Origin of the sequence: Marinimicrobium sp. UBA4209, assembly GCF_002381585.1 — a bacterium.
Taxonomy (GTDB): Bacteria; Pseudomonadota; Gammaproteobacteria; order Pseudomonadales; family Cellvibrionaceae; genus Marinimicrobium; species Marinimicrobium koreense.
On record NZ_DFTP01000009.1, the window covers coordinates 16,605 to 29,713 of the forward strand.

The 13,109-nt window shown below is 58.8% G+C and carries 9 protein-coding genes; 3 read left to right on the forward strand and 6 right to left on the reverse strand.

The features are described from left to right. The first annotated feature begins 228 nt into the window (after positions 1-228). Positions 229-1,308 (forward strand): 3-deoxy-7-phosphoheptulonate synthase, encoded by a 1,080-nt coding sequence (locus tag B3187_RS01865; RefSeq protein ID WP_024460021.1) that lies wholly within the window; start codon positions 229-231, stop codon positions 1,306-1,308. A gap of 146 nt (positions 1,309-1,454) precedes the next feature. Here B3187_RS01865 and B3187_RS01870 read toward each other — a convergent pair whose 3' ends face one another. From B3187_RS01870 to nfuA, 4 genes are all read right to left on the reverse strand, one after another. After that, entirely contained in the window at positions 1,455-2,834 is a 1,380-nt protein-coding gene (locus tag B3187_RS01870) for an efflux transporter outer membrane subunit (RefSeq protein ID WP_286804366.1), read from the reverse strand. A 5-nt stretch (positions 2,835-2,839) separates the two neighbouring features. Then, positions 2,840-4,792, reverse strand: coding sequence for a MacB family efflux pump subunit (locus B3187_RS01875; RefSeq protein ID WP_286804367.1), 1,953 nt, complete (start codon positions 4,790-4,792; stop codon positions 2,840-2,842). Further along, positions 4,792-5,979, reverse strand: coding sequence for an efflux RND transporter periplasmic adaptor subunit (locus B3187_RS01880; protein WP_286804368.1), 1,188 nt, complete (start codon positions 5,977-5,979; stop codon positions 4,792-4,794). Before B3187_RS01880 ends, B3187_RS01875 begins: the two co-directional genes overlap by 1 nt. Before the next feature lie 141 nt (positions 5,980-6,120). Then, positions 6,121-6,708, reverse strand: coding sequence for a Fe-S biogenesis protein NfuA (gene nfuA / locus B3187_RS01885; protein ID WP_286804369.1), 588 nt, complete (start codon positions 6,706-6,708; stop codon positions 6,121-6,123). Positions 6,709-7,354: 646 nt separating this feature from the next. Here nfuA and metH point away from each other — a divergent pair. Continuing rightward, entirely contained in the window at positions 7,355-11,071 is a 3,717-nt protein-coding gene (gene metH / locus B3187_RS01890) for a methionine synthase (RefSeq protein WP_286804370.1), read from the forward strand. Positions 11,072-11,243: 172 nt separating this feature from the next. Here metH and B3187_RS01895 read toward each other — a convergent pair whose 3' ends face one another. Next, on the reverse strand, positions 11,244-11,804 hold the full coding sequence (locus B3187_RS01895; protein ID WP_286804371.1) for a hypothetical protein: 561 nt from the start codon (positions 11,802-11,804) through the stop codon (positions 11,244-11,246). A gap of 63 nt (positions 11,805-11,867) precedes the next feature. Between B3187_RS01895 and B3187_RS01900 the strand changes: the two genes are divergently transcribed. Then, positions 11,868-12,518, forward strand: coding sequence for an MBL fold metallo-hydrolase (locus B3187_RS01900; RefSeq protein WP_353743476.1), 651 nt, complete (start codon positions 11,868-11,870; stop codon positions 12,516-12,518). Positions 12,519-12,833: 315 nt separating this feature from the next. On the opposite strand, the gene B3187_RS01905 is transcribed toward B3187_RS01900, so the two are convergent. After that, positions 12,834-13,109: efflux RND transporter permease subunit (locus tag B3187_RS01905; RefSeq protein WP_286804373.1), on the reverse strand; the 276-nt coding region annotated here is incomplete at its 5' end.

The window sequence follows — 13,109 nt, forward strand, 5'->3', positions numbered from 1 at the left end:
GGATGGGTTTACGGCGTGTCTTGAAAGGGCTTCCCCTTCCCGGCCCGGACGTCACCGCCAATCTGGGCTTAATGTCGGTAAAGCAATTAGCGACAACTGCCAGAGATAATAAGCAGCCGGTGGCGGCATGGAAAAACTATCAACCCCATCGGCAAATTTCTCCCAAAAAGTGCCCCATTTTCAGTAGAATGGTGCCGTATTCTCGAAACACTCTATGGACTAACCCTAATGACCGACACGCAAATAGACGATCTCAACGTTGTCTCCCAGGAGCTGTTGATCTCACCGGCCGACCTCAAGCGCGAGCTGCCAATGACCGACAAAGCCCGGGAGGTTGTCACCCAGGGGCGGGAAACCATTCGCAATATCCTCGACCGTAAAGACCCGCGGATTTTTGTGGTAATTGGCCCCTGCTCCATCCACGATGTGGACGCGGCGATGGATTATGCCCAGCGTCTGAAGAAACTGGCCGACGAGGTCAGCGATACCATCTATGTGGTGATGCGCGTCTATTTCGAGAAGCCCCGGACCACCACCGGCTGGAAAGGCCTGATCAACGACCCCGATCTGAACGACTCGTTCAAGATCGAGAAAGGGCTGCACATGGGCCGCAAGCTGCTGCTGGATATTGCCGAGCTGGGCCTGCCCTCCGCCACCGAGGCGCTGGATCCGATCTCGCCCCAGTACATGCAGGACCTGATCAGTTGGTCTGCCATTGGCGCCCGCACCACCGAATCCCAGACGCACCGGGAAATGGCCAGTGGCCTGTCCGGAGCCGTGGGCTTCAAAAACGGTACCGATGGCAGCCTGACCGTGGCGATCAACGCCCTGAAGTCGGTTTCCAAACCGCACCGGTTTCTGGGGATCAACACCGAAGGCCAGGTTTCCATTGTCCACACCCGTGGTAACCCCTACGGCCACGTGGTACTGCGCGGTGGCAACGGCAAGCCGAATTACGATTCGGTGAGCGTCGCCATGTGCGAGCAGGAGCTGGAGAAAGCCGGGGTCAATCCGCCCAACATCATGGTCGACTGCAGTCACGCCAACTCCAATAAAAACCACGAGCTTCAGCCGCTGGTGATGGAGAACGTGGCCAATCAGATCATGGAAGGCAATGATTCGATTATTGGTCTGATGGTGGAGAGCCATATCGGCGCGGGTAACCAGCCGATTCCGGAGAATCTGAAAGACCTGAAGTATGGGGTGTCGATTACCGATGCCTGTATCGATTGGGATACCACCGTTCAGGCGTTGAAGGATATGCGGGAGAAGATCAAGGATCATCTTCAGGAGCGGGTGAAGAAGTAGCGGCAGGTATGGTGACGGCGGATGCGGGCTTCGCCCTTATCCGCCCTACGCAACCGCCGAACCATTCGTAGGGCGGATAAGCGCCACCGGCGCGCATCCGCCATTACCTCACTTGACGTTGCCCCTAACCGCACGGCCCCAATTCCCTACTGAACACCACCCAACGCCTGATACAGAGCCACCGTCGCCGACAACCGACTCAAGCGCCGCTCGACTATCTGCTCCCTCGCCTGAAACAGGTTCCGCTGAGCGTCGATCAGGGTCAACAGGTCATCACTGCCCTCCCGATACCGCACTTCCGTAAGCCGCAGCGCCCGTTCCGCTTCCACCAGAATCGCCTGATCGCTTGTCTCCTGCCCGGCCTCCAGAGTCACACGTCCCAACGCATCATCGGTTTCCTGTAACGCCACCAGAAGTGTATTCCGGTACTGAGCCAATAGTTCCTGGCGTCTCGCCTCCGTCCGACGGCTCTGGGCACGCGTGCGTCCGCCATCGAAAATCAACTGACTGAGGGACAGGCCGGCATTGTCGGATTCCCGCGCATCGCTCAACGAAAACAGTTCCGCCGTTGATAGGCTGAAACCGGCACTCAGACTCAGGGAGGGTAGAAAAGCCCGACGTGCCACCACCACGTCCGCATCGGCGGCTTGCAGTTGCGCTTCGGCTCGTGCCACATCCGGTCGTGCGAAAATGGCTTCCGCGGGCGGCTGGGCCTTCAGATCCGGCAAGCGGATGTCGCTGAGTGCCTGCGGTTCAACCGATAGTGTTTGGGGCATGGCTCCCAGCAATACCGCCAGGGCACGGCGCGTCTGTTGCGCCTGAAATTGCAACGGCGGAAGCTGTGCACGCTGAGACAACAGGCTTGTGCGTTGGCGGGCGACGTCTGCCGCACTGGCTACGCCGTTTCGATAGCGCACCTCGACGACGGTCATCACCTGCTCGCTCAGCGCCATATTGTCTTGGGCTATCTGAATGCGAGCGTGCAGCGCCTGATATTCAAACCAGGTGTTGGCAATGGCGCCGGTCAGGCTAAGGTAAGCGGCGCGGTAATCCTGCTCACTGGCACGAAAACCGGCGCGGGCGGACGCTCGTTCCGCCGCCACCCTGCCCCACAGGTCCAATTCATAACTCAACCCGAGGTTGGCGGAGGTCGACTCCGAAGAGCGGCTATCGCCCTCGACGTCCTGGTCACTGCGCACGCTGGTTCCGGCGCCGGCATTGAGGCCTGGATAGACCGAGGCGCCCGTCGCACGCATCTGCCAATCCGCCTGGCGCAGGCGCTGCTCGGCGGCCATCAGGTCCGGGCTGTTCTGTAAGGCCTGCTGCATCAGGGCGTCGAGCGGTTCAGCGCCGAACGCCTGCCACCAGCTCGCTAAGGAACTCGAGCCCTCTCGCGCGCCGGATGTTGCCAGAACACTGTTCCAGGTCAGGTCGGGATCAATCTCGGGGCGCGGCACAGGGTCGATGTTCGCACAGCCCACCAGAACACTCAGGCTGCAGCAGGCCGCAAAAACGTTGCATTTCATCGCGTTCACTCCGTGGCCAAGGCGTTGACCGGATTCAACCGGGAGGCCTTGCGCGCGGGCAGATAACCAAAAATCAGGCCGGTGGCAAAGGCGCAACTGAACGCCAGCACCACCGGCAACAGGGAGTAGTAAATGGGCGTGCCGAAATAGCTCAGTGCCGCTGCCACGGACAGCCCCAACACGACGCCAATCAAGCCACCCAGAGCTGACACCACCAGCGCCTCAATCAGAAACTGTTGCAGAATATGTCGTGTTCGCGCGCCGGTTGCCATGCGGATACCGATTTCCCGGGTACGCTCGGTGACACTGACCAACATGATATTCATTACACCGATCCCCCCAACCAACAGGGAAATGGCGGCAATGGAGCCGAGCAGCCAGGTCAGGGTGTCCTGGGTTTCGGAGATCGCCTCAATCAATGACGCCATGTTGCGAATCTGGAAGTCCTCGGTGCCGTGGCGTTGCAGCAGCAATTGGTGTACCGCATCCTGGGTGGCATTCATCCGGTCCGTATCCGCAACCGCAACGGTAATATTGCGCAGGTGTTGCTGGCCAAACAGACGCAGGCTGCCGGTGGTGTATGGCACCAGCACCACGTCATCCTGATCCTGCCCCATGGGCGAAGCGCCCCGCTCTTCCATGACCCCAATGACCTGAAAGAGCACATTGTGAATCATGATGTACTCACCCAGCGGATTTTTTTCGCCGAACAACGAATCCGCGACGGTCTGCCCCAGAACCGCCACCGAGGTGTAGTTGTTCTGCTGCTCCAGAGTAAAAAAGCTGCCGGTCGCCACCGACCACTGGCGCGCTGCCGGAAACGCGTAGGAGGTCGCGTTGATCTCGGCGCGGTGATCCGAATTGCCGTAGCGCAGTGTCTGGCCGCCGGTCAGCTCGGGAATGGCCGCAATGATATTGGGTACGGTCTGGTTGATCGCGTCCATGTCTTCCGGTACCAGAGTGGTCACACTCCAGCGCCCTCCGCGCTGGTCTGGCCCGCCGGGTCGGACCAGCAACAGATTGCTGCCCATGGAGCTGATCCGGTCCACCACGTCCTGGCGCGCGCCGTCGCCGATGGCAAGCATGGTGATGACCGAGGCCACCCCAATCACAATACCCAACAGGGTCAGTGCCGTTCGGAACAGGTTACTGCCCAATGAGCGAAGGGCGGTTTTGGTGCCTTCGGTCAGCTCGTTGGCAAACGGCGGGTCGCGGTGCCAATCAGGAGCGGGCTGGTCGGACAGCTGCTCCGCGTCCGATACCGGCTCAGCCGCGCCCGGATCGGCGACAATCCGACCATCACTGATATCGATACGCCGATGGGCGTGTTTGGCTACTTCCGGATCATGAGTGATCAGTACAATGGTGTGGCCCTGTGCAGACAGGGACTGCAACAACGCCATCACTTCCCGTCCGCTGTGACTGTCCAGTGCGCCAGTGGGCTCGTCTGCCAGAATGATCTGGCCACCGTTCATCAGCGCCCGGGCAATCGAAACCCGCTGCTGTTGACCACCGGATAATTGGCTGGGTTTGTGGTCGAGCCGATCAGCCAGTCCAAGTGTGGACAGCAATTCCCGGGCCCGCTCGCGCCGCTGGGCCGGTGTGAGCGCGGAGTAGATTGCCGGCATTTCGACATTCTCCAGTGCACTGGCGCCGGGCAGGAGGTTGTAGCTCTGGAAGACAAAGCCGAAAGACTCCCGACGCAACTGGGCCAACTCATCCGGCGAGAGATTGGCAACGTCGCGCCCGTTGAAGCAATACTGGCCTTCAGTGGGTTTGTCCAGGCAACCGATGATATTCATCAGGGTCGATTTACCCGAGCCGGAGGCGCCCATGATGGCGACAAACTCCCCGGGGTAAACCGTCAGGTCAATACCGTGCAGTACCCGGGTTTCAAGCTCGCCGTTGTGGTAGCTCTTGGTAACACCGGACAAGCTCAGGATGGGGGTGCTCGACATCAGCGAAACATCCGTGGAATGCCACTACCCTGCTCGCGCCGGTTGCGGCTTTCCGGTCCACTAAGCAGAACCCGTTCGCCCTCACTCAACCCGGACAGGATTTCCGCGTGCACCCGATCGGTGACACCGACGCGCACCTCCCGTAACGCCGGCTCAGCGCCGGGGCTCACCACAGAAACCGTTGCCGATCGTCCGCTCCGGGAAGCTGCTTCAGTGTTACGTTGAGTCCGCTCTCCGTAGCGCAATGCGGATACCGGGACGATCAGGGCATCGTCAGCGGCTCCGGCGACAAAAAACACCTGAGCCGTCATCTGGGGCAGCAAGCGTCCACCGGGATTTGGCACATCAAACAGGGCGTAATAGAGCACCACATTGTTTTCGACTAGGGGAGTCGGTTCAATCCGGGACAACTGCCCTTCCCAGCGTCGCCCCTGATTGCCCAGGGTGGTGAAGTAAACCGGCATTCCGGCCTCCAACTGGCCGATATCCGCCTCCGACACCTGGGCCTGGACACTCATGGTGTCCAGGTCGGCAATGCGCATCAGTATCGGGGTCGTTTGGGAGGCGTTCAGCGTCTGCCCTTGGCGGGCGTCGATGGTCACGATGGTGCCGTCCATGGGGGCATAGATTTTGGCGTACTCGAGGTTGGCTTCCTCGGCACGCAACGTGGATTGTGTCTGCTCGATCTGGGCACTCAGTGCTTCGATCTGTGCCTCGGCGGAACGCAATGACGCTTCCGCACTTTGCAGTGCTTCGCGGGTGGTCGCATCTTCGGCGAAGAGGTTTTTCTGGCGCTGGAGCTGAATTTCGGCCAGTGTCAGTTGCGCCTTGCGGTCCTTCAGTTGCGCCTGCTGGTTGCGCAACTGCGCTCGGGTGCCATCGACGCGGGCGAGGTACACCGTGGGGTCAATTTCCGCGAGCAGATCCCCCTGTTTGACCTCATCACCCACCTGCACGTGCAGGGTTTCCAACTGGCCGGACACCTGAGCACCGACATCCACATAGGTGCGGGGTTGCAGCACGCCGGTCGCGGTAACCAATGCCTCGATATTGCCACGGCGGACTTCGACGCTGGCGAGCGCCTCTTCGTTAGAACCGCTCGGCCAGAATTGAAACACGGCCAAGGTGATCAGAACGAGCGCGGCGACAAGCACCGCTTTTTTGAAAAGTTGCCGGGAAACCACCATCCGTTGTTATCGCTCCTGCCTGTATTTATTGGAGCGGCTATTGTGCGGCAGTTACGACGTGGTTGGCAGCGGTTTTACCGGGCTTTAACCCGGCTTTACATCCGTTAACACGGATGTAAAGCCGGGTTACGGAGGATCGCGTCAGATATAAGCGTTGGTGCGGTCGGTGTGGTCGGTCACATCCCGAACACCCGCCAACTCGGGCAGCTTCTCTTTCAGCGTCGCTTCAACGCCGTTTTTCAGGGTCACTTCCACGGCCCCACAGCCCTGGCAACCGCCGCCGAAACGCAATACGGCGTAGTTGTCCTCGGTGATCTCCACCAGGCTGACGTTACCCCCATGAGAGGCGAGGCCCGGGTTGATTTCGTTGTACAGGACGTAGTTGATGCGGTCTTCGAGCGGACTGTCGTCATTGACCTGGGGCATTTTGGCATTTGGCGCCCGGATGGTGAGCTGCCCACCCATGCGGTCCGGGGAGTAATCGACCTTGGCGTCTTCCAGGTATGGCAGGCTGCGGCCTTCAAAGTAGGCTTTGAAGGCGGTCAGTTCGACGATTTCGTCGTCTTCCTTTTCTTCGCCGGGGCGGCAGTAGGCAATGCAGGTCTCGGCCTGGGGGGTTCCCGGGCTGGCAACAAACATGCGAATTCCGACGCCCTCGCTGTCCTTCTGTTTGTTCAGAAGCTCTTTGAGGTACTGCTGGGCGGATTCGGTGATCTGTACATTGACCATAGTGGCGTGCGGGCCTCCAATACTGGGACAGGCGTATACCTGATTGATTTACTCGGGTATTTTACGGGATATTGGGCTTGGAGACAAAGGGGTAGAAAATTGGGACAGAGTGCAGTAGCTGCGTCACGCCCGATCCGGCACGGGGTGTACCGTTTGTAGACCCGCCGTGAATCCATCCCTGGAGGCTTCTCATCGGCATCCATGCCTCAGAGAGTCTACAAACGGTACACCCCGCACCGGCTCTCAGTGCCACAATTTGACGTAGGGTGGATAAGCCCGGAGGGCGCCATCCACCATAATTAAGCATGGCAGCGGCATTATTTGGTGGATGACGGGGTTTCACCCCTTATCCACCATACAGAATTGGTATGTAGCGGATATTTAGGGTGCTATTTCCCGGAACGCTATGCAGGCACAGCGGAGGGAGGGAAGGGATCTTTGAGGACGTCGCCTGCCTGGACGGCAGGCGATCGAGCCCCCATGGATGGGTTTACGGCGTGCCTCAAAGACCCCTTCCCTCCCGCAGCCCTCGGCGACGAAGTCTTCCGCGAGATCACTTCAACATGCTCGAACCTGCGATCTTGCGCCATTTCTGCTAAAATCCATGCCCTTTCGAATCAAATCAATCCCCTCTGATAGGTAATCCATGAGCCTGACCGACGATCGCCAAGCCCGTATTGACGCCCTCCATCGCCTGGTGCGCGAGCGCATCCTGATTCTCGATGGCGGCATGGGCACCATGATCCAGAACCTCAAACTGTCCGAGGCCGAGTATCGGGGCGCGCGCTTTGCGGATTACCACCAGGACGTCGCGGGTAACAACGACCTGCTGGCCATTACCCAACCGGCCATGCTCAAAGACATCTATAAGGGCTACCTCGACGCAGGGGCCGATATCGTCGAAACCAACACCTTCAACTCCACCCGTGTCTCCATGGCCGACTATGAAATGGAAGACCTGGTGCCGGAGTTGAATCGGGCCGCCGCGCGGTTGGCTCGGGAAGTGGCCGACGAGTACACCGCCGACAACCCGGATAAACCCCGCTTCGTCGCCGGGGTGCTTGGGCCCACCAGTCGCACCTGCTCCATTTCACCGGATGTGAACGACCCCGGTGCGCGCAACATTACCTTCGATGAGTTGGTCGAGAACTATATGGAAGCCCTCGACGGGCTGGTCAAGGGTGGCTCGGACCTGATTCTGATCGAAACCGTATTCGATACCCTCAACGCCAAAGCCGCCACCTTCGCGGTACAGACCTATTTTGAGCAGAACGGTGTTGAGCTGCCGCTGATGATTTCCGGCACCATTACCGATGCTTCCGGACGCACCCTGTCCGGGCAGACCACCGAAGCCTTTTACAACTCCCTGGCCCACTCAAGCCCCTTCTCCATGGGCCTGAACTGCGCCCTGGGCGCCGAGGAACTGCGCCCCTACGTGCAGGAAATGTCCCGGGTGGCCAACTGCTGGGTGTCAGCGCACCCGAACGCCGGCCTGCCCAATGAGTTCGGCGAATACGATCAGTCCCCCGAGGAAATGGTTGCCGTCGTCGAAGAGTTTGCGGCCAGCGGTCTGGTGAACATTATCGGTGGTTGCTGTGGTACCACACCGGAGCACATCAAAGCGATTGCCGATGCCGTGGCCACGCACGCCCCGCGGCCGCTGCCCGACATTGCGCCGGCCTGTCGCCTGTCTGGCCTGGAACCCTTCAACATCACCAAGGACTCCCTGTTCGTCAACGTGGGTGAGCGCTGTAACGTTACCGGCTCGGCCAAGTTCAAGCGTCTGATCGTGGAAGAGGATTACACCACTGCACTCGAAGTCGCCCTGGAGCAGGTCGAGGGCGGCGCCCAGGTGATCGACGTCAATATGGATGAGGCAATGCTGGACTCCGAGAAAGCCATGGTGCGCTTTCTCAATCTGATTGCCGGCGAACCCGATATTGCTCGGGTGCCGGTGATGGTCGACTCCTCCAAGTGGACCGTGATTGAAGCCGGGCTGAAATGCATTCAGGGCAAGCCGATCGTCAACTCCATCAGTCTGAAGGAAGGCGAAGAAGAGTTCATTGAGCGCGCCCGACTTTGTCGCAAGTATGGTGCAGCGGTGGTCGTAATGGCGTTTGATGAAGATGGTCAGGCCGATACCGCGGCGCGCAAGAAAGAAATCTGCGAACGTTCCTATCGCGTTCTGGTCGACAAAGTGGGCTTCCCGCCCCAGGACATTATTTTTGACCCGAATATTTTTGCCATTGCCACCGGCATTGACGAGCACAACAACTACGCGGTGGATTTCATTGAGGCCACCCGCTGGATCCGGGAAAACCTGCCCCACGCCGGTGTGAGCGGTGGTGTATCCAACGTGTCGTTCTCCTTCCGGGGCAATAATCCGGTGCGCGAAGCGATTCACTCGGTGTTTCTGTACCACGCCATCAAGGCCGGCTTGAACATGGGTATCGTCAACGCCAGCCAGTTGGCGGTGTACGACGACCTGCCCGAAGAGCTGAAAGAGAAAGTCGAAGATGTGGTGCTCAACCGCAAAGATGACGCGACGGAAACCCTGCTTGAAATTGCCGAAAAGTACAAAGGCGACGGCAGCAGCGGCGAGAAAAAGGAAGATCTCGAGTGGCGCAGCTGGGCCGTGGAAAAGCGCATTGAGCACTCACTGGTCAAGGGCATCACCGCCTACATCATCGAAGACACCGAAGAAGCCCGCCAGCGCGCTGACAAGCCACTGGATGTGATCGAGGGCCCATTGATGGACGGCATGAACGTGGTCGGCGATCTGTTCGGTGCGGGCAAGATGTTCCTTCCCCAGGTGGTCAAGTCCGCCCGGGTGATGAAACAATCCGTGGCTTACCTCCAGCCCTTTATCGAAGCGGAGAAAACCGAGGCCAGCAAACCCAACGGCAAAATTCTGATGGCCACGGTCAAAGGGGATGTGCACGATATCGGCAAGAACATTGTCGGGGTCGTATTGCAATGTAACAACTACGAAGTGGTCGACCTGGGCGTGATGGTTCCGACCGAAAAAATCCTCAAGGTGGCCGTAGAGGAGAACTGCGACATCATCGGCCTGTCCGGTCTGATTACTCCGTCGCTGGATGAAATGGTGAATGTCGCCCGGGAGATGCAGCGTCAGGGTATTGATAAACCATTGATGATCGGTGGCGCCACCACGTCGAAAGCCCACACAGCGGTCAAAATCGACCCGGCGTTCAACCTGAACCAGGTGGTCTATGTGGCTGACGCGTCCCGCGCGGTTGGCGTGGCAGGCAGCCTGCTCTCCGATGCCAACCGCCCGAAGTTCGTTGCCGACCTGCAGGCCGAATACGACAAGGTGCGCGAGCGCAACGCCAACCGCAAACCCCGCGGCACTCTGCGCACCTACCCGAAAGCGATCGAGAATGCACCGGCGATGGCCTGGGACGACTACACGCCCCCTGCCCCGACCTTTACCGGCCTGAAGGTTTTTGATGATTACCCACTGGAAGACCTGCTGGATACCGTCGACTGGACACCCTTCTTCATGTCCTGGGATCTGGTCGGCAAGTACCCGAAAATTCTCGATGATGAAATCGTCGGTGAAGCCGCCCGCAACCTGTTTGACGACGCAAAGAAAATGCTGCGCAAGCTGATTGACGAGAAACGCCTGAAAGCGCGCGGGGTCATCGGCCTCTGGCCCGCCAACACGGTCAATCACGATGACATTGAAATTTATGATGACAAGGGCAAGGTGATCGACACTCTGCACCACATTCGTCAACAGAATCAGAAACCCGGTAACGATCCGGCCAACTATTCATTGGCCGATTTTGTGGCGCCCAAGGACTCTGGCAAGCAGGATTATATCGGTGGCTTCGCGGTCACCGCCGGTATCGGTGCCGAAGAGCTCGCGAAGGAGTACGAAGCGGCCGGGGACGACTACAACGCAATTATGGTCAAAGCCCTGGCCGACCGTCTGGCCGAGGCCTTTGCCGAACATATGCACCGCCGGGTACGGACCGAGTTCTGGGGCTATCAGCCGGATGAGACGTTGAGCAACGACGAGTTGATCCGGGAAAAATACCAGGGCATCCGCCCTGCCCCGGGCTACCCCGCGTGCCCGGACCACACCGAGAAAGCGACGCTGTTCCGGGTGTTGGATGCGGAGAAGAACTCCGGCCTCGAACTGACCGACAGCTTTGCCATGTACCCCACCGCCGCGGTCTCCGGCTGGTATTTCTCCCACCCGAAATCCAAGTATTTCAATGTGGGGAAAATCCAGAAGGATCAGGTGGAAAGCCTGGCCAAGCGCAAAGGCATGAGCCTGACCGAAATGGAGCGCTGGTTGAGCCCGGTGCTTGGGTATGAACCGGGGACCGAGTGATCACCAAAATATTCACTTTCAAGTGACTTTACGGCGGATGCGGGGTTTAATCGCTGCGCTCGGCCCCTACGGATACCACGGCAGCTCGCGTAGGGCGGATAAGGGCGAAGCCCGCATCCGCCGTTACCCGTCCCAGAAGGGGCACCGAAACAAACTAAGCTACAGAGCGCCGTTACCCACCCCGCAACTGCCGCAAAGCCCGCTGCGCCATCTGGGTCATTCGATCGATCAACCGGATCAGCACCCAACGCATGAGCTCTCTGGTTAGCTCCGCCGTCGTCTCCGCAATCGCCCCAAAGCCCAAGAGCTTCATAATCCGTCGCATCAACCGCAACACCCAGAACCCGGCGTCTTTGGACGCATCAACGCCCTGCCGCAAGGCCAGCGCAATTCGGTCCGCCAAGGTCAGCCCGCCCATCAATGCCGCCTGAATCGGCGCCACAAACACCACGCTGATTTTCCTCAGCACCCATGCCATCGCACTATTGATCCGCTCCCAAACCGACGGATCCGTGGGATTATCCAGCGTGTCTCGGGACAACCATTGTTTGAGCGCCTCTTCTCCCAGCTCGGGGTTGGGACGTCCTTTCAACGCCAACCAACTGCACTGACGAGTGCTGTCCACATAGTGACCGATACGGTGGGCGGCGAAGGAAATGGCGCCTCGGCCCCAGGGAATGTGATAGCCATCACCGGGTGATGGCGGGTGGCGGTAGGGGTAAACCGGAATCATCGGGACGGGATCGGTTTTATGGTAGACACGGTAAATATTGCTCGAGAGGGCCCTGTTCGTCAGATGCCGAGCAAAGCCTTCCAGCCCGACACGGGGTGCGCCAAAGGTGTAGAGTTTGACCGGGTTGCGACGTTGGCCTTTGAGCCAGTCTGCCAGTTTGGAAACATCTTCAACGTGGGTCAGGAGTTTTCACAGGACGGCAAACAGTTCGATGAACTCTTCGAAGAAGGAGACGAGTTTAAGATTGGAGAACTGAATGTTCGAGTCATGCATACCCCCGGCCACACGCCCGCCTGCCTGACTTACGTAATTGAGGATGCGGCCTTCGTGGGCGACACGCTGTTTATGCCGGACTACGGCACTGCACGAGCAGACTTCCCCGGCGGCGACGCCCGGACTCTGTACCGCTCGGTACAAAAGCTGTACGCGCTGCCCGACGAGACTCGGTTGTTTCTGTGCCATGATTACCTATCCGAGGGACGCGATCACCATCAATGGCAAACTACCGTAAGAGAGCAACGGCAGCACAACATCCACATTCACGAGGGCGTCGACGAAGACGAGTTTGTGACGATGCGTGAAAAACGCGATGCCACACTGGGCATGCCGAAGTTGATTCTACCCTCCATTCAGATCAACATGCGGGCAGGCAGTTTCCCGCCAAAAGAGGACAACGGCATGAGCTACCTAAAACTCCCTCTAAACCACTTCTAAAACGAACTCCGGGCGAGAGAGAGACAGGTATAAACGCTTGTATCGTACCCATCGAGATTGGCTACAAGAGACACCCCATTGTCAAACTATCCCTCACGCCAAGTGGGGCAACAGTTGAATCGCGCTCCACGACGGCGCAGGTCTGCAAGTTGGTCGATTTACACGCCTCGACCGTATTTCGTTAGTCGGTCAAATACCAGCCAACGTCAACAAGGAAGTTTTGGAGGGGGGATTAACCAGATGAGGATGATGAGCGGTAGTAGTGGCGAGACTAAAAAAGCCCTGGAGGTCGCACGACCTCCAGGGTTACCTCTGTTAAGCTTTCCGGTTTGCGCGGCTCCCGCCGTGGACGAGACTGTAGAGCGCGGGCAGCACCAGCAGCGTCAGCAATGTTGACGAAATGATCCCACCGATGACTACAGTGGCCAACGGACGCTGCACCTCGGCACCAGTTCCAGTGTTAAGCGCCATGGGCACGAAACCCAGGCTAGCAACCAGCGCAGTCATCAGCACGGGACGCAGGCGTAGTAGTGCCCCCTCGATAATGGAAGACGCCAGATCACCTGACATGTAGTAGTTCAGACTTGATCT